The organism is gamma proteobacterium symbiont of Axiagastus rosmarus (assembly GCF_059730925.1).
In genome coordinates this window covers 1,092,750-1,118,450 of sequence record NZ_AP035925.1, presented here as the reverse complement: position 1 = coordinate 1,118,450, position 25,701 = coordinate 1,092,750, and the positions used below count along the sequence as shown (strand labels likewise).

Genomic DNA, 25,701 nt, shown 5'->3' with positions numbered 1-25,701 from the left:
GCCTGAGCGCCTTTTTTAATGCCTGTAATTTACTTTTTCGTTGCCGCGCGCTCTGCCCGCTGCCGGCGCATCTCTTTTGGATCGGCAATCAGCGGGCGATAAATCTCTACCCGATCGCCATCCTGCAGCGTATCGCCCAGCTTGACCGGACGGCTGAAAATGCCGACCTTGTTGCTGCTCAGGTCAATATCTTTGCGCAGCGTAAGCAGTCCGGATGCCTGAATCGCCTGCTCAACCGTGGCGCCCTCTTCCAGGCTAACCTCACGCAGATACTGTTTATCCGGTAGCGCGTACACCACTTCAACGCTGATGTCAGCCACGGTAAACCTCTTTGGCGCGCTGGGTAAACGCCTGCACCATGCTGTTGGCCAGCTCTTTGAAGATGCGTCCAAACGCCATCTCGACCAGCATGTTGGTGAACTCAAAGTCGAGGCTGAGCTCAACCTTGCAGGCATCGTCGCCGAGCGAGATAAATTTCCAGCCACCGGTCAGCTTGCGGAACGGCCCATCGACCAGCTGCATATGAATGCTCTGGTTATCGGTCAGGGTGTTACGCGTGGTAAAGGTTTTACTGATGCCGGCTTTGGAGACATCCACCGCGGCGGTCATCTGGTTACCGCTGTTATCCAGCACGCGGCTGCCGGTACAGCCCGGAAGAAATTCAGGATAAGCATCCACATCATTCACGAGCCGGTACATCTGCTCAGCGCTATACGGGACCAGCGCTGAACGGCTAATCTGGGCCATAATGGTTCCTGTTGGTCACAAAACCGTTGAATTATACCATTTTAAGCTACCAAACAAAAATTCACGCCTTTGCCAGCTGTGCTAAAATAGTGTGTTTTTTACCGCCCCGCAGGACAGGGGATGCGCCCACAGACTGAGTGATGTAGACTACGCCGCACTATGACAAAGAAAAAAGCTCACAAACCCGGTTCAGCCACTATTGCCCTCAACAAACGCGCTCGCCATGAATACTTCATTGAAGAGGAGTTCGAGGCCGGCATGGCGTTGCAAGGATGGGAAGTCAAATCACTGCGCGCCGGTAAAGCCAACATCAGCGACAGCTATATTTTGCTGCGCGATGGCGAGGCCTATCTGTTCGGTTCCACTTTTCAGCCGCTGGCGGTGGCATCAAGCCACGTGGTGTGCGATCCCACGCGCAACCGCAAACTGCTGTTGAACCAGCGTGAACTGGATTCCCTGTACGGCCGTGTTAACCGCGAAGGTTACACCGTGGTCGCGCTGTCGCTTTACTGGAAAAACGCCTGGGCCAAACTGAAGATTGGGGTGGCACGCGGTAAGAAAGAACACGACAAGCGCGCGGACATTAAAGATCGCGAGTGGAAGATGGACAAAGCACGAATTATGAAGAATGCCAGCCGTTAACCACTGGAATCTTTTATAATTTTTTGCTAGAGTAAGAAGTCTTGGGGCTGATTCTGGATTCGACGGGATTCGCGAAACCCAAGGTGCATGCCGAGGTGCGGTAGGCCTCGCTAAAAAACCGCAAAAAAATAGTCGCAAACGACGAAAACTACGCTTTAGCAGCTTAATAACCTGCTTAGAGCCCTCTCTCCCTAGCCTCCGCTCTTAGGACGGGGATCAAGAGAGGTCAAACCTAAAAGAGATCGCGTGGATGCCCTGCCTGGGGTTGAAGCGTTAAAACTAATCAGGCTAGTTTGTTAGTGGCGTGTCTGTCCGCAGCTGGCAAGCGAATGTAAAGACCAGACTAAGCATGTAGTACCGAGGATGTAGGAATTTCGGACGCGGGTTCAACTCCCGCCAGCTCCACCAAAATTCTCCATCGGTGATTACCAGAGTCATCCGATGAAGTCCTAAGAGCCCGCACGGCGCAAGCCCTGCGGGCTTTTTTGTGTCTGTAATCTTCCGGGATAACCCGCCTGAATACTGAGAAATTGTTGTACGTTTGGTACATGCTATGGCGTAAGAAAAATGAGTACCAGGTTGAACGTAAACAATTCATCCTCACGCCGAACTTGATCGCGCCACTAATGGGAGAACAATCCCGCCGCCTGACTGGCTGACATATTGGCGTGTTCGATATTGCCACCGGCACGTTTAGTTCGCACAGTGTTCGGGCGAAAACCTCACAGGCGTTCCGGCGCTCATTGACGCGGTCCGCCGGGCATAATCACGACAAAGAGGATCGTATCCTCGCGGCGTTATTTATGGTGCTGGCAAACCGTTACGACTGGCAGATGTTTTTGGAGGTGACTGGTCCAGGTGGAAGCGGGAAAAGCGTTTTAGCGTCGATCGCCACGCTGCTCGCTGGCCGCGATAACACCACGTCAGCCACCATTGATACGCTGGAATCATCGCGGGAACGCGCCAGCGTTGTAGGCTTCTCGCTGATTATTCTGCCCGATCAGGAGAAGTGGAGCGGCGACGGTGCGGGAATTAAGGCGATTACCGGCGGCGATGCAGTAGCCATCGATCCCAAATATCGCGATCCCTACTCAACACAAATCCCGGCAGTAATTCTGGCGGTGAATAACAATCCGATGCGTTTCAGCGATCGCAGCGGTGGCGTTTCGCGTCGTCGGGTAATCCTGACGTTCCCGGAGGTGATACCGGCGAAAGAGCGCGACCCGCAGCTGTTGGATAAAATCAGCGCCGAGCTGGCCGTCATTGTTCGTCATCTGATGCAGCGCTTCGTATCACCTGATGAAGCCCGCGAGTTGTTGCAGACCCAGCAGTCATCTGGCGAAGCGCTGGAGATAAAGCGACAGGCTGATCCGCTGGTCGATTTCTGTGGCTATTTGATGCCGTTAAGCACACCGAACGGGCTGTTTATTGGTAACGCCAACATTCGCCCGATTAACCCAAAGCGCTATCTCTACCATGCGTATTTGTCGTTTATGGAATCGCGCGGACATCAGCACCCGCTAAGCCTGACCGCTTTCGGACAGGCGGTGCCGCAGACGCTGAAAGAGTACGAGCGCGTGCTGCTCAAGCGCCGGACGAATAACGGCATTCAAACCAATCTGACGTTGCATGAGGATAGCGAGGCCGATTGGCTGCCAGCATGCAGCGCCTGATTAATCATTTTAAAAAAACCGGCTTAGGCCGGTTTTTTACATTTGATGTAATTACCAATGCCAGCTAAGGTTAGATTTGAGCGAGTGCGGACGCTAGATCTATGTAAAAATGATATTTTGTAGCTGAATTAAAGAGTGGGAGCGCCTAGCAATTCAAGGTTAATATAAACTATAGTCTATCCTGACAGGCTATAGTTTGAAGCTGGTTGAACGAGTGCTTCCGCCCAATTGTTGTCAGTTAGCCGCGGTCGGTATGCCGGGATGGTTTCACAAACCCGTGTGCTAAAACTTTACTCGCAAGCAGGCTGGTTATCCAACAGTAAACTGAGGAATCTCATGGAAACGTTTCGAGTAGAAAGCAAAAAAATCACTTCGTATGGTATGTTTCTCAAGGAGTCATCACGACCTCCAAGCCGAGGCGGTAATACTAGAGCACTACATTCCCATGTTTTGGAGATCGAAGGTGAAAAGTTTAGCTTTTTAGCGCTTGGCTCTCAAAAATGGGTATTCAAATCGGATGTTGTTTCCTTTGAATATAAAATAGAAAATGGATACAAAAACATAATTAAAGATACTATTGTCACGACTGATCATAATGGCAATGTAGTATCTAGAGGAAATAGAGCGTTTAAGACGCACCTTCGGTCTGCTCCTGCAAGACTCCCTGGCAGCAGAAGAGAACAAAAAGATTGATTATTTACCTGACGCACGCATTAAGTCCATGCAAAGATGCCAATATTTGAATCAAACTAGTTATTTATTATGCAAAAATTAAATTTATTTTCTATTATCGGTGAATTATGAGTGGCGACGCCGACCTTTCCGAACTCATGCGCTTATGTTTTCTTTTAATAGAATCCAAAAATGGTGAGCAACTCCCTCTAGGGGATGAATGGAAAAATGATGCTCAAATTTTGAGTATAAAAATTTTTAGACATATTGCAACAGCTCAGCAGATTAGCGCAGGAATTAGCTTTGATTTTGGCATGGGGCAGGTTTTTTCTCATATCGATCACTCCTCAGTGGCTGTAGTCGTAAGGGCTGCCATCGAATCATATTTAGCCTTTAACTATATATTTGTGAATCAAGAAGAAAGCTTGTCTATTTATCGACATAAGCTTTGGTGCCGAGGCGGACTTATCGATAGAAGCAAGTTATTAGCAAATACTCCAGAGAGTAAACATGTTCTTTCACAGGAAGCCGAGTCTATAAAAGAACTTTATAATGATATATCTCGCGACCCACACTTTCATACAAACAACCGCGAACAAAAAAAAGAAATTGAAAAAGGAAATTGGAAACCAAAGGGAGGTTGGCACGCCATCAATAACAAGACCGATATTCATCAACGATACTTCAATGATATTTATAATCACTTAAGCGGTCATTCTCATGCAAGCTTTATAAGTGCTATACAAATTAGAGATGCAAGGAGTATTGAGCAACAAGCAATGCTGGCAGGTGGAGCGCGCCAAATACTGTGCATGGTGATTTCACACTTTATATTTTCCTACGTAAAGTTGTTTCCCGATGCAAAAACAGTAATGGCTAGAAATCCTGAACTAACAAAAATTGCGGAAAGATGGCACATACTTAAAGAGGAAGTAACTGCCTTCTATGGGCCTACCTAATGATAAAATATCACACAATATCAAAAAGTTATATTGATTCGAAAGCGAGTCAGGTATTGTTCCATACATTGGTTGCTTCTGGCACGAAGCGGACATATTCTATGTGGCCTGCTCTTTTTGTCACAATCCAAATAATAATGCACTTAATTTGTGGTATTTTCTCTTAGTGAGTCATAGATCATTTTATTTACAACTAATTAATGAAGGCTGGAAATAAGCATGGGTTTAACTAAGAATGGAATGAATTTCAAAGCAGTCATGCCTGATAAGTATCAATCTGCTCACAACCTGTGTTTTTTAATACATGACATTATGCTACAGGCGTTGAAGTCTGGAGAGACCGCAGGTATTTTTAATACCTCCCTAAAAATCTCTCATGAAGATGAAGAATTCCTCAAATCATCTAATAATATCTTTGATTTGTTAGATGCTAAAGATAGATCTCAAGATAAAGTAAAATTAATAAGGGCGACCGTTCTTCGAGCCGTTTTATCTGATGCACTACATTGTATATACGAAGCACTTAAGTGCTCAGAGAAAGGAAAGTTAAATATTACATACATGTTGATAAGAAAGCCAATTCAAGAAACTCTTTACTTGATTGAATCATTATTCATGGATGGCATTGAATTTTCAAAATCACTATCAGAAAACCCTCTAACACTCCGCCCCAAGAATGCCGGGGGAATTGAGAGTCATATACGGCGGATTTCTAACATAGTAACATTGCTAGGAGATGATCCGAGGTTTAGTGCGGATTATATAGCACGACTAAGATATGATAAGAATAATGAAGATAATTTTGATGGAATATGTAATTTAGCCATGCATCTTTTCACTGAACATAAAGCCATCAAGACTGAAAAGCTTAACGTGAATTTCATATTTTCTGATTGGAATAGTAAGCTTTCACAATGGTCATACTTATATAGTAGATTGCCATATTTGCTTTACTATTTCCACGTTATTATTGAATGCATATTTTCAGAAGTTGCTCAGACTCCAAGCGCATATATATTAGATATGCAAAGGCGCATTATATCTTCAGTATGTCTGTGGTGGAAAGATGTCGACGAAAATTATCAGTCTGATGAGCTAGTTAAATTTTATACAATATCTAAAATATGGCTAGACCGCCATTGCATAAAAAATGGATTTAAAGAACCAAATGAAGAAGAGCTAATAAAAATGGCGAATAGTGGTGCTTTTCCTAATGAAGATGAAGGCTCAGTAAAAAAAAGATACCATGATTTTACTTCTATGCATGAGTCGAACATAAATAAAAAAGATGACCTTTCCTCTATGGATTGACACTCTGTTGTATGGATAGCGTCCGCCCTAGAACGAGGCGAACCATTGTCAATGTGTAACGCCTGAAAAATTTGCATCATGCACAGTGGCTTCGCTCGCTTATCATCTTGGCTAAGGTGATCACCCTTAGTGCACACTAGTGTACATCCCTCCTCAAACCATTCACCATCTAAAATCATGAATTTAAAGGACAAAAATCAAAAGTGAACAGTGTGAACACTTTTCCTTAAAATCATTTTATTTTGGATTTAGCGCCGAGCATTCGGTATCCTAACGCAGCCGTTCCGGGGTATGAGATCCAATAATTGGTACACGTTTAGGTACACGGAACAAAGTTGAATTAGATAATAACACCCAAATACATGAGTTTGCGGTGTTTGTTCAGATTCCGCCAGCTCAAAAGCGGCCTTCAGACCTGAAAGCGATTTGCAGAATGCGCATCAACTCACCGCTACGTCAATTGGTAATAGTCAATGTCTGAATCCAGGGCTCACAACAACGAAACACCTTAAGATATTCGATCATTTATCCAGCCATCGCCCGGCTTCAGCAGAATCGATCAGGAGCTGAACAGTAAGTGGCTTATGCGCTTCGCTGAAATCATCTGGAAAGTATCGCTGAAAATTAATTGATTTGGGATCAATGCCAAACCTTTCAGAATACCTTTCAAGTAGCTCATAGGCATCAAGAGGATCCATACGAAAATCTTTATTCAAATCAGTAGAATGCTTTAAAGGATAACGTCGAAAGGTAAGAAGGCTTCTACCATTGTACTCGGCCAGAAGTGAATAAACTGCCTGCTCAATATCCTGCCTTACCATATCTTATCTTCCTCTGTAACAATGCGATTGTAACGTACCATAGACTGATAACCTATTTGCGCCACATCGCCCGCCAGGATCACCCAGCCAATCACAGGAATAGCACGCCCTACAAACGTCGAAAGCTTTGATGTCATTATTCTTTTAACTTCAAAAGGATTTGCGGGATTTTGAATCCAGGTAGGTAAGCGGAAAGGGAGCTGAATATCCCTAAGCAGTTTCCTTGAATACTTTGAGGCATAACTTGTGCCGGGCGTAGCATTACCCAGCTTGCCTCTGACGGTTATAGTGTTCTGACCGCTATAAATTGCTGCTGCCGCCAGAACATCCTTCGCGCCAGTGAAATGTTCTGCGGTTACGTCTACCATAATCCAGAAGAATAATTCTCCCGCACTGAGATTTGTTAGTCCACCATAAAAGTATGTTCCATTTAGCTATTCGGTGGTATCCATTACCTTCTCCTTTCGCTTTATACGAGTCAAATCTTAAACCCAGGGCCGGGCAATTACCATTCCTGTTTCATTCTATCCCTTATCTTCTTATGCTCTGCCGATTGTCAACTCAGCCAGCTTAGCTCAGGCAATCACATCTGATATTGATGTACATCTTTCCTTCAGCATGCGTAAGTAACATCAGACATACTCAATAGCCGCAACACTGTAATCTTCACGCCATTCCCTGAGACTTTCCTGCCACCCCTATCAAAAATATTTCCTTCAAATCGCCTCAGCATTGTCATCGCTGGCGCGAAGCGCTGCCAGATCGGCCTGCTGACCGAATATGCCCCAGTTTGCTTCTTCAATTTCCTGTATCACCACATAGACAGGCGCGACAGAAGTGCCTGACGGACGACGATCCAGAATCGCGGTCGCTCCCTCAATCAACTTCTTCTTTGCTACCTCATCCAGGCCACCTTTGATGACATATATCTGAAGGGACACAACCGGCAACCATGCGGGTTTTTCTCCCATAAAGACGGCAGCAGAAGAGTATTCGGCAAAGTAGGTCCATACCGTACTGCGAACCAGTGGGGAGTCTGGCAGCGCCTCGCAATTAAGTCCTAACTGCGTCAGATCTCTGGCAACCTGTTGACGCTCAGCCGCATCAAAGGTACCTGCTGGCGCATGAATGATCATTTTAGGCATCAAATATATCTCATTGCATCAGGGGAACAGGATGGATTCCGCACCGGGCGGAATCCATCATCGGGCAACTAAATTGACTGCCCACCGGAGACTTCAATACGCTGACCGGTGACCCAGCGGTTGTCCGGTCCCAGCAGGCTGGCAATCATCGGACCGATGTCATCAGGCAGGCCCACGCGACCCAGCGCGGTCATGCCAGCAAACGCCTGGTTGTAATCGGGGATGTCACGCACCGCGCCACCCAGAAAGTCGGTCTCAATCGCTCCCGGGGCTACGGTATTCACGGTGATGCCGCGGCTGCCCAGTTCTTTCGCCATATACACGGAAAGAATTTCAACGGCGCCCTTGGCAGCCGAGTAGGCCGAGAAACCCGGAAACGACACGCGGGTCAGCCCCGAAGAGAAGTTGACGATGCGTCCGCCATCGACCAGCAGCGGCAGCAGCGACTGCGTCAGAAAAAACACTCCTTTGACGTGTACGTTAAATAACGCGTCGAACTGCTCTTCCGTGGTTGCGCTAAAGTCGGCCATTTCCCCATGCCCGGCGTTGTTGATCAGATGGTCGAACGTGTCGCGTCCCCAGTCACCTTTCAGGATATTGCCCACGGCGGCGACGAAACCCGGGAAGGACGATACGTTGCTGGTGTCCAGTTGCAGCGCAACTGCCTTACGGCCAAGCGCCTGAATTTCATTCACCACGGCATCCGCCGCCTCTTTACCCGTACGATAAGTCACGATGACATCACCACCATGGCGGGCAATGCTCAGTGCGGTATTACGGCCAAGACCCCGGCTGGCGCCAGTTACAAGAGAAAGGGTTGTCATGAAATATCTCCTCAATAGTGGGAGAGTGATTCTAACAATCAACAGACTTCCAGGGTTGCCCAATAATTTTTAATTATTGCCTGATTATTTTTATATTTTTATTTAATGCCTTATTTACTAGAATGGCTGCATCTTAAATTATTAATTAATTGCCTGATAATATGAAAAAGCATCTTCACTCGTATGAGGAACGTCCTGCTGGGGACGACGAGTTTCAATCTGCCGGGAGGATGGCGGCTTTGCTGCAGGCGGCAAGGCATTATGCTGATGAACACCACAACGGAGCGGGCGTTGCTGCAACGCCAGTTGATGGGGTGTTCATTCTGCGCGAGACCGCGCCTACCGCGTTGCAATTCGCGATCACTAAGCCGTTGATCGCAATGGTGCTGCAAGGCAGCAAACGCGTAACCATGGGCAGCGATCGTTTTGATTTTGGTGCGGGTGAATCCTTGCTGATCACCATGGATGTGCCAACCGTGAGCCAGGTTATCAGCGCCAGTGCCGACACCCCTTATTATTCTCTGGTCGTGGAACTGGATGCGGCGGTAATTAGTGAACTGATGGCAAATATGGTCGGGCTGGAGGCTGCTACGGATTTGCCCGTAAGCATTGATCAGATCGAAGAAGATGTGGCAGAAGCCGCTTTGCGTCTGCTGAACATGCTCAGCAGGCCACGCGCACTCGCCGTGCTGGGCAGCCAGTTGGTGCGGGAGTTACATTACTGGCTATTGTCAGGACGGCACGGCAGTGCGCTGCGTGCCCTCGGCAGCACTGACAGCCATGCCCGCCGGATTGCGCGGGCAGTCGCGATCATTCGGGCCAATTATGCGCAACCGCTGCGCATGAAAACCCTCGCTGACGCCGCCGGTATGAGCCTCTCGGTGTTTCATACGCATTTCCGCCATGTCACCACGCTCACCCCGCTGCAATTCCAGAAACAGCTACGCCTGCTTGAAGCGCGGAGACTGATGCTGACGGAAGGGACAGCCATCGGCATTGCTGCTAATGCGGTGGGATATGAGAGCGTGACGCAGTTTACCCGTGAATATTCACGGCTGTTTGGTTCACCACCAGCCCGGAATATTCGGGAAACCCGCGCACTCGAGCGTTCAGCCCTGTCTGGTGAGCCTGCGTGGCGCAGTTGATTTTTCGCACAATGCTGTGTCAACATTCACGGTTAACGACGTCTCAAACAGGCAATAAATTATTCGAGTCTGTCGTTTCCGGAGAGAGGGTGACAAGAAGGATTTTTAAAAAACACTTCTAATATAGAGATTAACCAGCTTCACTTGGGTGAAGAGTCCTAACTTATTTTTCCTGGCCGTGTAAATGAAATGCTCTACCGCAGCAATACCTATCATGCCAAAAAATAATCCTGCACCTTCTGTTTCACCGACAAAAGAAAAAGCCGCCGTTAAAAAGATCAGTATATAAAGATAAATAACGACAACTGAAGACACTTCATTGGATAAGATCGCGATGACTGAACGCAGGTTAATATCCGAGGTGATTTTCTTTGTAAAAACCGAATTTATCTCTTTATAACCGGCTCTGAAACTAAGTAACTCAGCCTTGTTAAAATCATCACCCCGAATTTTTGATTGAATCTTCTTCAACTTCTTGTTGGTTTTTTCATCCATAATTCTTACCTCCCTAGCCTGACTCAGATAGACATTATAATGACCGTGTCTGCATTATTTGAAGCTTTTGAGTCAATCAACCTACTGCTCAGGGCTTCGGTAATCTCAATCAAAGTCATGCCTGATCGGCTATGGCGAGATTCGAGCTGTCTTTTACGTCTTACTTCCAGTACCTGCACAAAAAATCGCACGACTTTTAGGCTTGCGCTGCTGCCCCGCCTTTTCTCTAGCCGACTATGGCACTTAGCACTCATCGTTTCCTTATCCTCTGCGTTGCGCCAGCATTACGCATGCATGGCTCCTACGGCACACGGCTGCGCATTTATGCCAGAAACGCCCACAGAAACGGTACGATTCACTTACAGTTTATTCCTAATGCCCTGCGTTGCGCTCTGTGCCACTCTTAACTACGCTCATAACACTTATGATGCTTAATGAGGGAATATATTATGAAAAAGACGATTATTGCGTTATCCGCCATTCTTCTGACTTCTACGGCGTTTGCCGCCACACACGCAACCGATGAAACCGTCGCTGACGCCAAAGCGGGCGCCAATACGGCGAAAGAGAAACTGCATCAGGCGCAGCATCAGGGTGAAGAGCAGCAGCTCAAAGCCAAACATGCTGCCGAAGGCAAAAGCGATAGCCTGACCAGCAAAGCGAGCGAAAACTCGCAGAAAGCCTGGAACAGCACCAAAGAAGGTACTGAAAAAGGTTGGGACGCCACCAAAGAAGGCGCGCAGAAAGGCTGGAACAAAACCAAAGAAGGTGCCAGCGATCTGAAGAAGAAAGTCTCTGAGTAATTTCTTCTGATGTAGACAGCGATTGCTCTGCATTCATTTGATTAAAAAAACGCCTGGTGCACTGCATCAGGCGTTTTTACATCATAAGCATATTAATCCGCAGCGAACTTAGTTAAATTTCATTTGCAGGAGCTGCTCTCGCGGCATGGCAAATGGGATGGATTTGGCGCTGATGCAAATAGTTAATGATGTATCTCTGGTTGAAGTGCAACACGCGACGGACCGCGAACAGGCGAAATCAGAGGTATTACTCAGCGGTAGTTCTACCGGCATAATCATCCCCGGAAAAATCCTTGAGGCAGCAGTCAAAGTCACTGATAACCGCTATGTGCTGTTTGTCACGGATGACGTGCTCTACGAGGAATCACTGACTATTGTGCTGATTGATTCCTCTCAGGGCATTCAGGAAATTGTCACTATTGGCAATGAGTATAACTCCGGCACATTTGAGCAGTTGCATATCAGTGACCATTCACTTCAGTTTCGTTTTATCGGTGATTATATCTGGAGCCTGACACTGGAAGATTCACCGAAATTCCAGCTGCCATTTTTCAGCGATCCGAAAGGTGTGTCCCGCAGTAAAGCATTTACCCGATTCATGAACATCACGGCTTTACCCACGTGATAAACACGAACTCATTACCCCAAAAGTCCGCGATGCGGCCTTTTTTGTGCCTGCCAGCAACCGGATTGATACAAAACGCTGCGATCCCGCTCCTGGATTCGGGCAAATTCCTAATCAGTGATTGATTAATAAGCAGACTGCGCGAATAGTAAGCGAACCGGCCATCGGGTGCCGGCACAAGGAAAAAGCACATGGGATATTACGTACTGAGAAAAAGTGATACAGCATTGTCGCAGAAATACTGGTTTGTGCTTAAAGCCAGCAACGGCGAAACCATCGCCACCAGCGAGATGTACAGCTCTAAACAGGCGGCGGAAAACGGCATCCGCTCGGTGCAGCAGAACGGTGCGTCAACCACCATTCACGACGAGACCTGACCTCGCGCAGCCTGCGCAGTGATGCGCGAAGGTGGGTCATTGACCCTGCAAGCGGCGCAATGTTTTACGCGATCAATCGCGCCGCTAAGCATCTCCGGCAAGCGGGTACCACGCAGTACCACAGCCCCCCTAAAACGCCACCGGCGCTTTGCATCGGACGGCCTTTGCCCCTACACTTGCCGCATCGCCCTTAACCATTAATTAACTTTATGTCCGATACATTTCAACGCCAGCCGCTGCCCTTGCCGAATGGCCACAATAAAGTGCTGCTGCACTCCTGCTGCGCTCCCTGCTCGGGAGAAGTGATGGAAGCGATGCTGGCTTCCGGCATCGATTACACCATCTTCTTCTACAACCCGAACATCCATCCGCTGAAAGAGTACGAGCTGCGCAAAGAGGAGAACATCCGCTTTGCCGAGCAGTTTGGCGTGCCTTTCGTTGATGCCGATTACGACAAAGACAACTGGTTCGAGCGCGCGCGTGGCATGGAGTGGGAGCCGGAGCGCGGCGTGCGCTGCACCATGTGTTTCGACATGCGCTTCGAGCGCACCGCGCTGTACGCGCATGAACACGGCTTCCCGGTGATCACCAGTTCACTCGGCATTTCGCGCTGGAAGAATATGCAGCAAATCAACGACTGCGGCGTACGCGCGGCGGCGCGCTATCCGGATATGCTGTACTGGGAGTTTAACTGGCGTAAAGGTGGCGGTTCGTCGCGCATGATTGAGATCAGCAAGCGCGAGCGCTTCTATCAGCAGGAGTATTGCGGCTGCATCTATTCGCTGCGCGATACCAACCGCCACCGCGTGGCGAGCGGTCGCGAACGTATCGAAATCGGCGTGCAGTATTATTCGCCGGATGAGTAAGAAAAAAACCTGCTGGCGCTAACCAGCAGGCTAAGCATTACCAGTTCAGCAGCTGGCCGCGGTAATCCACGTAATGATGGCCACCACGCCCGCTAAACTGCTGCAGTTGCGTGACCATGCCCTGCGCACTCTCGGTGACGCTGATATCCGCGCCCTCACCGCCCATGTCGGTTTTTACCCAGCCCGGATGCAGTGACAGCAGCGTGCTGCCCTGCTGGTGCATCTGCGTCGCCAGCGCGCGACTCAGCATATTCAGCGCCGCTTTGCTGGCTGCGTAGAACGGCATCGCCGCGTCACGGTTCTCGTTGAGGCTGGCGAGACGCGACGTGGTCAGGCCCAGCACGCTCTGTTTATCGCGCAGCAGTGGCAGCAGGCTCTCCGCCAGGCGCACCGGCGCCACCGCATTGGTGAAGAACAGCTCGCTGAGCTGCACATCGTCCACGTCGCGCAGCTGTGACGCGTGCGGGCCGAGAATCCCGGCGTTGATCAGGATGCAATCAAAGGGTGCGTCGCCGAGCTGCCGGACCAGCGCGTCACGCTGCGCGCCATCGGTGATATCCAGCGCCAGCCACTGCAGCTGCGGATGCTGAAACGAAACCGCCGTGGAACGGTAGGTGGCGGTCACCTGCCAGCCCGCCTGCAGCAGTTGCTGCACCACGGCCAGGCCAATGCCTTTTGACGCCCCAATAATCAATGCTCGCTGTTGTTGGCTCATCTGTCTCTCGCTGGTTGGTGTGCCACGAAAAAGGGCAGGATACCCTGCCCTGTTGTCCTTACCGGAACACTAACGTTAGCACGACGATGACCACCATAATTATCAGCAGGTGGCACACCGTTTTATCCAGGTTGCGTTGTTTCATGACGCCTCCTGCACTCAGAACCACTGGCCAAAGCGCTTGATGTACAGCGTTTTCATGCCCTGCGCCACCAGGCAGTAACCGAGCAGCGTGGCCAGCAGCCACGGGAAATAGCTCCATGGCAGCGGCACCAGGCCGACCATTGCGCCGAGCGGCGAGAACGGCAGCAGAATGCCGGCAATCATTACGCAGGCAGTGGTCAGCAGCACCGGCAGCGCCGCGCGGCTCTGGATAAACGGAATTTTGCGCGTGCGCAGCATGTGCACCACCAGCGTCTGCGACAGCAGCCCTTCCACAAACCAGCCGGACTGGAACAGTGACTGCATCGCTGGGGTATTCGCCGCGAACACGTACCACATCAGCGCAAAGGTGGTGATGTCAAAAATTGACGACGTTGGCCCAATCCACAGCATAAAGCGTTTGATGTTGCGCGCGTCCCATTTGCGTGGTTTGCGCAGGAACTCGCGATCCATTTTGTCCCACGGCAGCGCCAGCTGTGACAGATCGTACATCAGGTTCTGAATCAGCAGGTGAATCGCCAGCATCGGCAGGAACGGAATGAACGCGCTCGCCACCAGCACCGAGAACACATTGCCGAAGTTCGAACTGGCGGTCATGTTCAGGTACTTGATGATGTTGCCGAACGTCTCGCGCCCCTTCATCACGCCCTCTTCCAGCACCATTAAATCCTTTTCCAGCAGGATGATGTCAGAAGACTCTTTGGCGATGTCCGCCGCGCTGTCGACCGAGATCCCCACATCGGCGTCCCGCAGCGCCGGCGCATCATTAATGCCGTCACCGAGAAAACCCACCGTATGGCCCTGCTGCTGCAGCGCACGCAGAATGCGTGACTTCTGCAGCGGCGTCAGTTTGGCAAACACCGAGCTGCGCGCCGCGGCCTGCGCCAGTTGCTCATCGCTCATCGCGGCAATCGCCTCGCCGGTGAGGATCTCGCCACAGTCGATGCCCACCTGCTGACAGATGCGCGCCGTCACCACTGGATTATCGCCGGTCAGCACTTTGACCGTTACGCCGTTATCATTGAGCGCGGTGATTGCCTTCGCCGCGCTTTCCTTCGGCGGATCGAGGAAGGTCAGCAGCCCTTCAATGGTCAGCCCCTGCTCATCTGCAACGCTCAGCGCCTGTTGCAGGCCCGGCTCCGCCAGCGCACGGCTGGCCACCAGCAGTACGCGGAAGCCCTGCTGATTGTACTGATGCGCCAGCGCCAGCAGCTCCGCGCGACGGGTCTCATTGAGCGGCTGAATCAGTTTGCCTTCGCGTTCGGCGCTGGCAATGCTCAGCATCTCCTCGACCGCGCCCTTACAGATCAGCATCTGCTGGTTGAGGCGGCGGTCACGCACCACCACTGAAACGCGACGACGCACAAAATCAAACGGCAGCTCATCCACTTTGCTGTAGTAGTCGCTCATGTCCGCGCTGATGCGTCCTTTGCCGTAACGCAGGATGGCGCGGTCCATCAGGTTAGGCGTGCCGCTCTGGTAATGGCTGTTGAGCCAGCTCAGCATCAGGACGCGCGAATTCTCTACCCCGGCACAATCGAGATGGTGCTCGAGGATAATGTTGTCCTGTGTCAGCGTGCCGGTTTTGTCGGTACACAGAATGTCCATGGCGCCGAGGTTCTGGATCGCGTTCAGGCGTTTGACGATCACTTTTCGGCGCGACATGGCAATCGCCCCTTTGGCCAGATTCGAGCTGACAATCATCGGCAGCATTTCCGGCGTCAGCCCCACCGCCACCGCCAGCGCGAACAACGCAGCATCCAGCCAGTCGCCTTTGGTCAGACCGTTAATCAGCAGCACCACCGGCACCATCACCAGCATGAAGCGAATCAGCAGCCAGCTGACGCTGTTCACGCCGCGATCGAAAGCGGTTTGTGTGCGGTTACCAACAATCGATTTCGCCAGGCTGCCGAAGTAAGTTTCCCCGCCGGTCGCCACCACCACCGCTTTGGCGCTGCCGCTGGAGACATTAGTGCCCATCAGGCATACGCTGCCCAGCTCCAGCAGCGATGCATCTTTGTCGCTGGCGCTGGCCTGCTTGCTGGCCACGTGACCGGTGACGTCATATTTCTCCACCGGCAGCGATTCGCCGGTCAGAATCGCCTGACTGATAAACAGATCGCGTGAGTCGAGCAGCCGCACATCGGCGGGTACCAGATCGCCCGCCGAGAGATAGATAATGTCGCCGGGCACCAGGCTGGTGATGTCCACTTCCTGTTTCTGCGGCGCCTGCTGTACCGATTCCCGGCGCAGCACGGTGGCGGTGGTGCGCACCATCGATTTCAGCGCCTGTGCCGCTTTGTTGGTGCGAAACTCCTGCCAGAAGCGCAGCAAACCGCTGAGCGTTACCATCGTCACAATGATGATGACACCGGTCAGATCGGTCTCCTCGCCATGGCGCAGCGGCATCCAGTAGTCGGTGAAAAAGCTCACCAGCGCCAGCGCCAGCAGCACATAGATGAACGGATTATTAAAAGCCTGGATCAGCTGTACCAGCGCCGGTGGCGCTTTATCATGCTCTACCTGATTACGACCATAAATCTGCAGCCGCGCTTCCGCTTCGCGTTCGACCAGCCCCAGCGCATCGCTGCGCAGGCGCAGCAGCGTTTCGTCGGCGGTAAAAGCGGCTTCGTCTTCAATCAGATAGCGTGCGGTTTTCTGACGTGCCGGACGCACGGTGTTCCAGGCTTTTTTTTCCTGGTTGAGTTTCATGTCAGTCATGATGACATTCCTCGTTTATTTTTTTACGGCAATAACGATCCCTGCGCGCCAGGCGCACAAGTCGAAAACATTAATTGTCACGGCGTGACCGGATTAAATTAAAAATAACCTGTCGGGAATTTCCATATTACCTCCCGGAAATAATGGGCGAAGAAAGTCGCTCGCTGAATAACGAGTGAAATAACATAATCCTGGATAACGCTGCGCGCAGCAGCAGCCTGAAGCGGCTTAACGCGCAGGGAAGCTCAGCACGCTGAAGATCAGCGCGCGCATCGAGGTGGAGGAAAAAGTGCGTTTAAAATCATGTGCATGATGCTATTCCCACGGGCATCAGCCCGCTGTGGTGTCATTATCAGGGAACAATCATCAGAAACAGGTGAGGATTGCTGCCCGCCATGTTGGCAAGCAGCGAAAAAAGAATTCGCGCGTCAGCTTGCCTTGTATTGCCATCGATAAGGGTGACTGTCCAACTGAATTCTCCTGTGTGAAGTTGCGGCTATTATAGGAGGGCGAAAAGCGAAGTAAAGTTAATTATCCTGGGGTTCAGGTTGATTTAATTTTCGTTGCGATTTGGTTGATAAAACGCGCGGGAATAAGGTGCGCCAGATTAATCCGATCGCGTTACGCCCTCTTGCTTATAACTGAAGCGCACCGCTTAGAACCTTACGGCATATGCATAGCCATAAATTGACTATTCTTCACTGTAACGCTCTCGTAAACTCGCGTTACTTTTTTAAGGCAAGGAAACAACATGAAAAAAATTATTCCCTCACTGCTGGCGCTGTCGCTGGTAGCCGCCTTCTCTGCGCAGGCCGCCACGCCGAAAGATACGCTGGTGATTGCGCAGTCTACGGATGATGCGGACAGCTTTGATCCGGCCCAGGGCTTTGAACTGACCACGGTGCAAGCGTTCACTAACATTTATCAGCGCCTGGTGCAGTCCGATCCGGCCAATCCGACCGATCTTAAGCCAACGCTGGCCACGTCGTGGCAGCCGGGCAGCGATAACCGCAGCCTGACGTTTGCGCTGCGCAAAGACGCGAAATTCGCCAGCGGTAACCCGCTGCGCCCGGAAGATGTCATCTTCTCGCTGGGCCGCGTGGTGAAACTCAACCTCGATCCGTCCTTTATTCTGACCCAGCTCGGCTGGAACAAAGACAACGTCGACAGCTTCCTGAAAAAGGTCGATGAAGACCACGTACAGATTAGCTGGAGCGCCAACGTCAGCCCGGCCTATGTGCTGAGCCTGCTGTCCGCGCCGGTCTCCTCGATCGTTGATGAAAAAACCGCGCAGGCCAACGCCAAAAACGGTGATTTCGGCCACGCGTGGCTCGGCACCCACTCGGCCGGCAGCGGCCCGTTCCAGATTCGCAAAGTGGTGCTGCATGAAGCGATACTGCTCAGCGCCAACCCGACCTCACCGGCCGGTGCACCGAAGCTGAAAAACATTCTGATCAAAAACGTGCCGGAGCCGGCAGCGCGCCGTCTGCTGCTGGAACAGGGCGATGTCGATATCGCGCGTAACCTCGGTGCTGACCAGATCGCTGCGCTGAAGGGCAAAGCCGGCGTGAAGACCGAAGCGATTCCGATGGCGTCGCTCTACTACATTCAGTTCAACGTCGGCGCCAGTCCGGTACTGAAGAACCCGGCGCTGTGGGAAGCGGCACGTTACCTGTTCGACTATAAAGGTATCGCCAATGACCTGCTGAAAGGCCAGTTTGAAGTGCACCAGACCTTCCTGCCGAAGGGTTTCCCCGGTGCGCTGAACGACACGCCTTACAGCTACGATCCAGAGAAAGCCAAAGCGATTCTGCAGAAGGCCGGCCTGACCAACGTCAGCTTTAAGCTCTCCACCAGCAATCAGCCGCCGTACCTTGATATCGCGCAGGCGCTGCAGGGCAGCTTCGCCAAAGGCGGCGTGAAGGTGGAAGTGCAGCCGGGCTTAAGCTCTGAAGTCTCCACCCGCGTGAAGGCGCATCAGTATGAAGCTACGCTCAACGCCTGGGGCGCGGATTATTTCGACCCGAACACCAACGCCGCGTCCTTCGCATACAATCCGGAAGATGGCAGCAAAACCATTGCTTACCGTTCAGACTGGCACATTCCGGAGCTGAGCAAACAGACGCTGGCGGCGACGGCCGAAGCCGACAGCAATAAGCGCGTTGCGCTTTATCAGGCGATGCAGCGTGAAGTGCTGAAGAACTCGCCGTACGTGATTGGCCTGCAGGCGCGTAACCTGATTGCGCTGCGCGACAATCTCCAGGGCTATGTGCAGGGGATCAACCCGGACATGGTGTATTACGCGCAGGTTTCGAAGTAATGGCAGCGTCAGCGTCATCGGCCGGGTTCGCCCGGCCACTCTGGCAGCGCTTCAGCCGCCTCGTCACCAGTCTGCTGTCGCTGCTGGTGACGCTGGTGGGTTTGTTAGCGTTTACTTTCATGCTGTCGCACCTGTCGCCAGTCGACCCGGTACAACAAATCGCCGGCGATCACGCCAGCGAGGCCACCTATGCTCAGGTGCGTCACGACCTGGGGCTGGATCAGCCGGTGCTGGTGCAGTTCTGGCGCTATATCAGCCATCTGGCGCAGGGCAATCTCGGCCTGTCGCACCTGACCAATCAGCCAGTCAGCGCCGACCTGATGCGCACCTTCCCCGCCACGCTTGAGCTGGCGACCTGTTCGATGATTTTCGCTGCGGTGTTCGGCGTGACGCTCGCGCTGCTGGCGGCGTGGAAACCGGGCAGCGTCATTGATAACGTGGCGCGCTTTATCTCGCTGCTGGGCTACTCGGTGCCGGTGTTCTGGCTCGGCCTGCTGGGCCTGCTGCTGTTTTACGCCGTGCTGCACTGGTCCGCCGGTCCGGGCCAGCTGGATGATATCTGGATTTATACCCTCGAACCGAAGACCGGCTTTGTACTGATTGATAGCTGGCTCTCCGGCGATGCGGAAATGTTTCGCAACGCGATTGCCCATCTGTGGCTGCCGGTGGTGATTCTCGGCCTGCTGGCGATGGCAGGCATTACGCGCCTGCTGCGCGCGGCACTGCTGGAAGAGAGCAGCAAAGAGTATGTGGTGCTGGCGCGCGCGAAAGGCGCTGGCCGGGCGCGCATTCTGCTGCGTCATATTTTCCCCAACGTGCTGGGCACGCTGATCACCGTTATCGCCCTCTCCTACGCCACGCTGCTGGAAGGGTCCGTGCTGACGGAAACCGTATTCGCCTGGCCGGGCGTCGGTCGCTATATGACCAACGCGCTGTTTTCCGCGGATGTTCCGGCGATTCTCGGCGCTACGTTGCTGATTGGCAGCTGCTTTATCCTGCTCAATGCCGTGGCCGACGCCCTCACCTGGTTAACCGATCCGAGAACCCGATGACTCAACAACTTCATGAACTGGAAACCGTGCGCCCGCGCCGGCGCCGGGCGCGTATCACTTCGCTGACCATCGGCCTGACGCTGGTGATCGTGCTGGTGGCCATGGCGCTGCTGGCGCCGCTGCTGGCGCCGTTTGATCCTAACGCGCAGGTGATTGAACAGCGTCTGCTGGCACCGTCGGCGCTGCACTGGTTCGGCACCGACGGCTTCGGCCGCGATTTATTGTCGCGCGTGATTTACGGCGCACGTCCGACGCTGCTGCTGGTGTCGCTGATCCTGGTGCTGACCATCCCGGTTGGCCTGTTAGTCGGCATCACCGCCGGCTACGTCGGCGGCTGGACCGAACGCGTGCTGATGCGCATCACCGATATTTTTCTGTCGCTGCCCAACCTGGTGATTGCGCTGGCGCTGGTGGCAATGCTGGGTCCGGGCCTGATGAACGGCGCACTGGCGCTGGCGCTCACCAGCTGGCCGCCGTTTGCCCGGCAGGCACGCGCGGAAACCCTGGCATTGCGCCGCAGCGATTACCTCGCCGCCGCGCGCATGCAGGGCATTACCGGCCTGCGCCTGATGTTTGGCCACATTCTGCCGCTCTGCCTGCCGACCGCCGTGGTGCGTGCCGCGCTGAGCCTCGGCGGGATTATTCTTTCTGCCGCCGGGCTGGGCTTCCTCGGCATGGGCGTGCAGCCGCCAACCGCCGAATGGGGCTCGATGGTAGCAGAAGGCAGTAAAGTGATTTTCGACCAATGGTGGGTGGCGGCAGCACCCGGCGCAGCCATTCTGTTCGCCAGCCTGGCGTTTAACCTGACAGGCGACGGCCTGCGTGACCGACTGGATACCCGCCATGCCAAATGATCTGTTAATTGATGCGCAGGGGCTGACGATCCGCAGCCACGACGCGCTGCTGGTGGATAACATCAGCTTTACTCTCGGCCGCGAACGCGTGGCGCTGGTCGGCGAATCCGGCTCGGGCAAATCCCTGACCGCGCGTGCGCTGATGGGCCTGCTGTCGCCCGCGCTGCAGCTGCAGGCTGACCGGCTGCAGGTGGCGGGCGCAGACGCCCTGCACCTGCGCGAGCGCGACTGGATTGGCCTGCGCGGCGGCAAAGTGGCGATGGTCATGCAGGATCCGAAATACGCGCTCAACCCGACGCGCACCATTGGCTGGCAGGTTGAAGAGCCGCTGGTGCTGCACCGCAAGCTGAGCCGTGCCGAGCGCAAAGAGAAAGTGTGCGAGATGCTGGACGCGGTGGGCCTGCCCGATCCGCGCCAGCTGATGAAGCGCTATCCGCATCAGCTCTCCGGCGGCATGGGCCAGCGCGTGATGCTGGCGATCGCACTGATTACCGATCCCGATCTGCTGATTGCCGATGAGCCGACCTCGGCGCTCGATCACGCCATGCGCGATCAGGTGCTGGCGTTGATTCGTCGCCTGGTGGAGCAGCGCAATATGGGCCTGCTGCTGATCAGTCACGATCTGCAACAGGTTTCCGAGCACTGTCAGCGGGTGATGGTGATGTACAAAGGCCGCCTGCTGGACACGCTGCCGGCGGCGCAGCTGTCAGACGCCAGCCATCCTTACACCCGCACGCTGTGGGCCTGCCGTCCGGGTAAAGCGACGCACGGCGAACGCCTGCCGGTGCTGGATCGCGCGGCGCTGGAGAAGATGCATGATTGAATTAGCCAACCTGAGCGTCTCGCACAAACAGGGTTATGAACTGCGCACCGTGGTGCACGATGTGAACCTGCAGGTGGCAGCCGGCGAGTGTTTCGGTCTGGTGGGGCCTTCCGGCTGCGGTAAATCCTCGCTGCTGTGGGTAATGGCCGGACTGAATCCGCACTGGCGCGGCCAGATGACGCTGGCGAATACCGCCGTGCAGCCGGGCAAACCCTTTACCGGCCAGCAGCGGCGCGATGTGCAGATGGTGTTTCAGGATCCCTACGCATCGCTGCATCCGCGCCACCGGCTGCGCCGCACGCTGGCGGAACCGCTTAAGCTGCTGCGACGCGATAACATCGACGATCGCATCAACGCGGGCTTCCGCCATGTCGGGCTGGATCCGGCGCTGGCGGATCGCTATCCACATCAGCTGTCCGGCGGACAGCGTCAGCGCGTGGCCATCGTGCGCGCCCTGCTGCTGGAGCCTAAGATCCTGCTGCTGGATGAGCCGACGTCGGCGCTGGATATGTCTGTGCAGGCCGAGATCCTGAATCTGCTTAACGATCTCAAACAGAATGATGGCCTGACGATGGTGCTGGTCAGCCACGATCCTGACGTGATCGATCATATGTGCGATCGTGCCGCGCGCATGGCGCAGGGCCGGATTGTTGGTTAGCATGGCATGAGCGCAACGCGGCGCGGTTTATCCCGAAGGTAGATTGCGCCGCTGCCCAACAGCCATTCAGTCATCTAAAGGAACACCGTATGACGGTAAAATTACGTCCGCTGGAGCGGGAAGATCTGCACTTTGTCCATCAGCTGGATAACAATGCCAGCGTGATGCGCTACTGGTTTGAAGAGCCGTACGAAGCGTTTGTGGAGCTTTCTGACCTGTATGACAAGCACATCCACGATCAGACCGAGCGGCGCTTTGTGGTGGAACACGACGGGCAAAAAGCCGGGCTGGTCGAGCTGGTGGAGATCAACCACGTGCATCGCCGGGCGGAGTTTCAGATCATCATCGACCCGGCGCATCAGGGCAAGGGCTTAGCCAGCAGAGCGGCAAAGCTGGCGATGGATTACGGCTTTTCGGTGCTCAATCTCTACAAGCTGTATCTGATTGTCGATCAGGAGAACGAGAAGGCGATTCATATCTACACCAAGCTCGGTTTCGAGGTGGAAGGCGTGCTGAAGCACGAGTTTTTCATCAACGGCGAGTACCGCAACACTATCCGCATGTGCATTTTCCAGCAGCAGTACCTGGCGCAGCATAAATCCGGTAATGCGATGGTGAAACCTACCGCGCAATAGGTTTAATATAAGTCGCAGGCTAAGATTTGAACCTGCCGATAATTTTGAAAATGTATTCAGATTATTTATGGAATAAACACATGGAAATACTCAAGGAGTTATGCCAGGCTTTTAACTACACAGTCAATGACTTATCAAGAATGATTGGTGTTGATGAAAAAGAAGTAAACGCTTGGATAAATAATAAATCCGAACCCGAGCTTAAATATTATCGGGATATGGCCTTGATTTTTGGAACAAGTGTATTTCATCTAAAAAACAATACAGGAAGGATAGTTACTACATCTGCTCATTATTGGATAACACAAGGCGTAATGGATGGTTTCTGGGGACATGCAGGAATAATATTAAACCAATCAAACTACACAAAGTGGTATCCTATCTCAGCTTACGAAAAAGTAAAGATTGAAGATGCCCTCGTCAGTGATTCACTATCGTTATCTTTAGAGACGTTAAATAATCGGCTACTATTAATCCGCAAAAAATCGATAAAACTACTACGTACATTGGACGATGCTTCTGATGGTACTGACGATTGGGAAATAGACTGGGATGATTATCAGGGTCTTGGTTGCGGTGAAATATATAACTTACTACATGAACATTTTGATCTAAACGATTATGATCCAGATTCGTTTTTGGACAATACTTCTGAAAAAGCTCGAGAAGTCATTTCGGCAATAATAAATGAATATAACCTTAATAGCGATAATTACAAAGAGTTAATATATGAAAGCATAATTCATCACACTGATGGCAAGAAAACCAAGATTATAATAAATGAAAACTGCATTCTTGACTTGGTTGAACAATTTGAAGATGAACAGACGTTCATAAGAATCGAGAATTATTTGGGTGATAAACTCTACTTTAATTTTGAGAAACTAGAAATGATTGAGATCCCCTTGTTTTTGTATCATAACAATCAACTAAATGATCAGGAAAAATAATAAAATGAAAAATAAAGAGATAACTACACTGCGTGGTTTTATAGGAATAATACTGGATAACGAAAATGACGAACAATACGATTATTTTTTCAGAGGTCACGCTAACAAGCATTACAAACTTGAGCCCTCGGTCTTTAGAAAAAATGAAAATGGTCAATATAAATGGGAAACCACAGAAGATATATTATTTAGAGAAATGATAATTTCCCACCCTGAAGAATTTGCATCTTCTAAACATACGATTGAAAAGCTTATTAAGATGCAACATTTTTCACTTCCAACAAGATTACTTGATATCACATCAAATCCTCTCATCGCCCTTTACTTTTCATGTAAAAACACAAATCAAACTGAGCTAGATAATAACGGAGAAGTTATAATCTTTAAAGTTAAAAAAGAAATAATAAAATATTATGACTCCGATTCTGCTAGTTGTTTATCAAATCTTGCAAAACTGTCAATCAGAGACAAAAGAAGTATAAGCTTTAATAAAAACACTGAAAACTTCAATGATCAGTTAGTTATCAAAAAGTTAGTTGGATTAGTGAGAGAAGAAAAAGCTCACTTTGAAAATAGGATCTCTCCCAGTACAATTAATGGGATTGTTTGCATAAAAGGAATAAAAAACAATACAAGAATAACATCCCAATCTGGTGCATTTTTCCTTTTTGGCCACCAAGTATCTTTTGATGAAGAGGGAATTAATGAAATTCACATTCAGAGGATCACTATTAAAAACAAACACTCAATATTAAAAGAACTAGACCTTCTTAACATTAACGAAAGCACTGTCTTCCCTCAAACTGATAGCTCAGCTAAATATATAGCTCAAAAATTCACCAGTGAGTTCAAGAAGCATAATTAATATATCAATTAAGAAATTGGCTCAGTATGAAAGTTATTCGGGTGTTAAAAGTCAGTTTATAGTTGGCTTTGAATTTTTATATTATTCAGCAGTACCTGGCGCAGCATAAATCCGGTAATTCGATGGTGAAACCTACCGCGCAATAAGTCAGTGCCCGTCATGAAACGGTGCGCCTGAAGGCGCACCCTACGAAAACGGTGAAACGCACCACGTGAGTGTAGTTCAGGTCTGTAGGGTCGCCATTCATGGCGACCTGGCGTTGTCTCGGCAATATGAATGCGAAGGCCCATCTGCCTGTAGGGTCGCCATTCATGGCGACCAGGTATCATGACAGCGCGTTATCCGCCGCGTGCGCCGACCACGTTGAGATGCGGCTGCGGGTGCGCTGGCTTCAGGTCATACATGCCGCCATAAAACGGATCGACCACCAGCCAGCCGGGGAAACCGAGCAGCGGAATATTGCCCAGCACGTACCACAGGTTGGCGCTGGCTTCGATGGGCAGCGTCAGCGGCACGTAGCCCGGACTCTCCAGCATCACCTGATAATGTTTCTTACCGAAATAGGTGCCATTGGATTTCGCCAGATCCACCGTCTGCGGCGTATAGCCCTGCGCCACCGCGCGGCCGGTTTCATCCTGCACGGTGAAACGCGCGCCCTGCGGCACAGAGTCAATTTTTACCGGTTGCGTTTCGGTGCCGACAATGGTGGCACAGCCGCTCAGCAGCAGCGCACAGGCGGGAAGAAGATGTCGCAGGTTCATAGCAGGTCCGCTTCAGAATCAGAAAGGACAGTCTAAACTGCCCTCTCTGCCTTTTCACCCGCCTCAATCGCGCTATCAGT

26 protein-coding genes, 1 other RNA gene and 2 pseudogenes are annotated in these 25,701 nt (G+C 51.6%); 19 read left to right on the top strand and 10 right to left on the bottom strand.

Translation table 11 applies throughout. From position 1 onward, the window contains the following. Nucleotides 1–29: 29 nt before the first annotated feature. Complete coding sequence (locus AC6I8F_RS05125; RefSeq protein WP_159378631.1) at nt 30–320, bottom strand: RnfH family protein; 291 nt, start codon at nt 318–320, stop codon at nt 30–32. After that, nucleotides 313–747 (bottom strand): type II toxin-antitoxin system RatA family toxin, encoded by a 435-nt coding sequence (locus AC6I8F_RS05120; RefSeq protein ID WP_021506507.1) that lies wholly within the window; start codon nt 745–747, stop codon nt 313–315. The genes AC6I8F_RS05125 and AC6I8F_RS05120 overlap by 8 nt, the downstream gene beginning before the upstream one ends. A 159-nt stretch (nt 748–906) precedes the next feature. Between AC6I8F_RS05120 and smpB the strand changes: the two genes are divergently transcribed. From smpB to AC6I8F_RS05090, 6 genes and pseudogenes are all read left to right on the top strand, one after another. Then, entirely contained in the window at nt 907–1,389 is a 483-nt protein-coding gene (gene smpB / locus AC6I8F_RS05115) for an SsrA-binding protein SmpB (protein ID WP_021506506.1), read from the top strand. 43 nt (nt 1,390–1,432) lie between these two features. Further along, nucleotides 1,433–1,797, top strand: a transfer-messenger RNA (tmRNA) gene (gene ssrA / locus AC6I8F_RS05110). 323 nt (nt 1,798–2,120) lie between these two features. Beyond that, nucleotides 2,121–3,062: pseudogene (locus tag AC6I8F_RS05105) on the top strand (DNA primase family protein); the annotation flags it as partial. A gap of 336 nt (nt 3,063–3,398) precedes the next feature. Next, nucleotides 3,399–3,755, top strand: coding sequence for a hypothetical protein (locus tag AC6I8F_RS05100; protein WP_498028590.1), 357 nt, complete (start codon nt 3,399–3,401; stop codon nt 3,753–3,755). A 107-nt stretch (nt 3,756–3,862) separates the two neighbouring features. Continuing rightward, on the top strand, nt 3,863–4,693 hold the full coding sequence (locus AC6I8F_RS05095; RefSeq protein ID WP_498028589.1) for a DUF5677 domain-containing protein: 831 nt from the start codon (nt 3,863–3,865) through the stop codon (nt 4,691–4,693). A 219-nt stretch (nt 4,694–4,912) separates the two neighbouring features. Further along, complete coding sequence (locus tag AC6I8F_RS05090) at nt 4,913–6,004, top strand: hypothetical protein (protein WP_498028588.1); 1,092 nt, start codon at nt 4,913–4,915, stop codon at nt 6,002–6,004. A 521-nt stretch (nt 6,005–6,525) separates the two neighbouring features. On the opposite strand, the gene AC6I8F_RS05085 is transcribed toward AC6I8F_RS05090, so the two are convergent. The 4 genes and pseudogenes from AC6I8F_RS05085 to AC6I8F_RS05070 form a co-directional block, all read right to left on the bottom strand. Continuing rightward, nucleotides 6,526–6,825 (bottom strand): DUF1493 family protein, encoded by a 300-nt coding sequence (locus tag AC6I8F_RS05085; RefSeq protein WP_498028587.1) that lies wholly within the window; start codon nt 6,823–6,825, stop codon nt 6,526–6,528. After that, nucleotides 6,819–7,277: pseudogene (locus tag AC6I8F_RS05080) on the bottom strand (STM2901 family protein). The gene AC6I8F_RS05085 and the pseudogene AC6I8F_RS05080 overlap by 7 nt, the downstream one beginning before the upstream one ends. 264 nt (nt 7,278–7,541) lie before the next feature. Next, complete coding sequence (locus tag AC6I8F_RS05075; RefSeq protein ID WP_498028586.1) at nt 7,542–7,970, bottom strand: tautomerase family protein; 429 nt, start codon at nt 7,968–7,970, stop codon at nt 7,542–7,544. 68 nt (nt 7,971–8,038) lie between these two features. Beyond that, nucleotides 8,039–8,794 (bottom strand): SDR family NAD(P)-dependent oxidoreductase, encoded by a 756-nt coding sequence (locus tag AC6I8F_RS05070; RefSeq protein ID WP_498008050.1) that lies wholly within the window; start codon nt 8,792–8,794, stop codon nt 8,039–8,041. A gap of 230 nt (nt 8,795–9,024) precedes the next feature. On the opposite strand from AC6I8F_RS05070, the gene AC6I8F_RS05065 reads away from it, so the two are divergent. Beyond that, on the top strand, nt 9,025–9,939 hold the full coding sequence (locus AC6I8F_RS05065; protein ID WP_498028785.1) for an AraC family transcriptional regulator: 915 nt from the start codon (nt 9,025–9,027) through the stop codon (nt 9,937–9,939). A gap of 105 nt (nt 9,940–10,044) precedes the next feature. On the opposite strand, the gene AC6I8F_RS05060 is transcribed toward AC6I8F_RS05065, so the two are convergent. After that, a complete protein-coding gene (locus AC6I8F_RS05060; protein WP_498028585.1) occupies nt 10,045–10,434 on the bottom strand; it encodes a hypothetical protein in 390 nt (129 codons plus the stop codon). Between the two features lie 449 nt (nt 10,435–10,883). Between AC6I8F_RS05060 and AC6I8F_RS05055 the strand changes: the two genes are divergently transcribed. The 4 genes from AC6I8F_RS05055 to AC6I8F_RS05040 all read left to right on the top strand — a co-directional run bounded on the left by AC6I8F_RS05055 (nt 10,884) and on the right by AC6I8F_RS05040 (nt 13,105). Next, nucleotides 10,884–11,237, top strand: a complete 354-nt coding sequence (locus AC6I8F_RS05055; RefSeq protein WP_021506488.1) for a KPN_00521 family repetitive protein — start codon at nt 10,884–10,886, stop codon at nt 11,235–11,237. A 145-nt stretch (nt 11,238–11,382) separates the two neighbouring features. Continuing rightward, nucleotides 11,383–11,862, top strand: coding sequence for a hypothetical protein (locus tag AC6I8F_RS05050; protein WP_498028584.1), 480 nt, complete (start codon nt 11,383–11,385; stop codon nt 11,860–11,862). A gap of 191 nt (nt 11,863–12,053) precedes the next feature. After that, the gene (locus tag AC6I8F_RS05045) at nt 12,054–12,239 is read left to right on the top strand and encodes a YegP family protein (RefSeq protein WP_021506487.1); all 186 of its coding nucleotides are present in this window, start codon (nt 12,054–12,056) and stop codon (nt 12,237–12,239) included. Between the two features lie 209 nt (nt 12,240–12,448). Continuing rightward, entirely contained in the window at nt 12,449–13,105 is a 657-nt protein-coding gene (locus AC6I8F_RS05040) for an epoxyqueuosine reductase QueH (RefSeq protein WP_031279356.1), read from the top strand. A 37-nt stretch (nt 13,106–13,142) separates the two neighbouring features. Here the strand turns inward: AC6I8F_RS05040 and AC6I8F_RS05035 are convergent, their stop codons facing one another. Together AC6I8F_RS05035 and mgtA are read right to left on the bottom strand one after the other, a co-directional pair. After that, the gene (locus tag AC6I8F_RS05035; RefSeq protein WP_058770884.1) at nt 13,143–13,820 is read right to left on the bottom strand and encodes an SDR family oxidoreductase; all 678 of its coding nucleotides are present in this window, start codon (nt 13,818–13,820) and stop codon (nt 13,143–13,145) included. Nucleotides 13,821–13,979: 159 nt separating this feature from the next. Next, complete coding sequence (gene mgtA / locus AC6I8F_RS05030) at nt 13,980–16,703, bottom strand: magnesium-translocating P-type ATPase (RefSeq protein WP_349844258.1); 2,724 nt, start codon at nt 16,701–16,703, stop codon at nt 13,980–13,982. A 751-nt stretch (nt 16,704–17,454) separates the two neighbouring features. Between mgtA and AC6I8F_RS05025 the strand changes: the two genes are divergently transcribed. The 8 genes from AC6I8F_RS05025 to AC6I8F_RS04990 all read left to right on the top strand — a co-directional run bounded on the left by AC6I8F_RS05025 (nt 17,455) and on the right by AC6I8F_RS04990 (nt 24,860). Next, entirely contained in the window at nt 17,455–19,023 is a 1,569-nt protein-coding gene (locus AC6I8F_RS05025) for an ABC transporter substrate-binding protein (RefSeq protein ID WP_059009972.1), read from the top strand. Further along, nucleotides 19,023–20,075, top strand: coding sequence for an ABC transporter permease (locus AC6I8F_RS05020; RefSeq protein ID WP_021506482.1), 1,053 nt, complete (start codon nt 19,023–19,025; stop codon nt 20,073–20,075). Before AC6I8F_RS05025 ends, AC6I8F_RS05020 begins: the two co-directional genes overlap by 1 nt. Then, nucleotides 20,072–20,929: an ABC transporter permease gene (locus AC6I8F_RS05015; protein WP_031279350.1), complete on the top strand. Its 858-nt coding sequence runs from the start codon at nt 20,072–20,074 to the stop codon at nt 20,927–20,929. Before AC6I8F_RS05020 ends, AC6I8F_RS05015 begins: the two co-directional genes overlap by 4 nt. Further along, a complete protein-coding gene (locus AC6I8F_RS05010) occupies nt 20,919–21,752 on the top strand; it encodes an ABC transporter ATP-binding protein (RefSeq protein ID WP_058781693.1) in 834 nt (277 codons plus the stop codon). Before AC6I8F_RS05015 ends, AC6I8F_RS05010 begins: the two co-directional genes overlap by 11 nt. After that, nucleotides 21,745–22,410, top strand: coding sequence for an ABC transporter ATP-binding protein (locus AC6I8F_RS05005; RefSeq protein ID WP_498028583.1), 666 nt, complete (start codon nt 21,745–21,747; stop codon nt 22,408–22,410). Before AC6I8F_RS05010 ends, AC6I8F_RS05005 begins: the two co-directional genes overlap by 8 nt. Nucleotides 22,411–22,499: 89 nt before the next feature. Further along, nucleotides 22,500–23,045: a spermidine N1-acetyltransferase gene (gene speG, locus AC6I8F_RS05000; protein WP_021506478.1), complete on the top strand. Its 546-nt coding sequence runs from the start codon at nt 22,500–22,502 to the stop codon at nt 23,043–23,045. 80 nt (nt 23,046–23,125) lie between these two features. Further along, a complete protein-coding gene (locus AC6I8F_RS04995; protein ID WP_262257351.1) occupies nt 23,126–23,995 on the top strand; it encodes a helix-turn-helix domain-containing protein in 870 nt (289 codons plus the stop codon). A gap of 4 nt (nt 23,996–23,999) precedes the next feature. Next, nucleotides 24,000–24,860, top strand: coding sequence for an FRG domain-containing protein (locus AC6I8F_RS04990; protein ID WP_262257350.1), 861 nt, complete (start codon nt 24,000–24,002; stop codon nt 24,858–24,860). 338 nt (nt 24,861–25,198) lie between these two features. Here AC6I8F_RS04990 and AC6I8F_RS04985 read toward each other — a convergent pair whose 3' ends face one another. Beyond that, nucleotides 25,199–25,621 (bottom strand): hypothetical protein, encoded by a 423-nt coding sequence (locus tag AC6I8F_RS04985; RefSeq protein ID WP_058758247.1) that lies wholly within the window; start codon nt 25,619–25,621, stop codon nt 25,199–25,201. Nucleotides 25,622–25,701 lie beyond the last annotated feature (80 nt).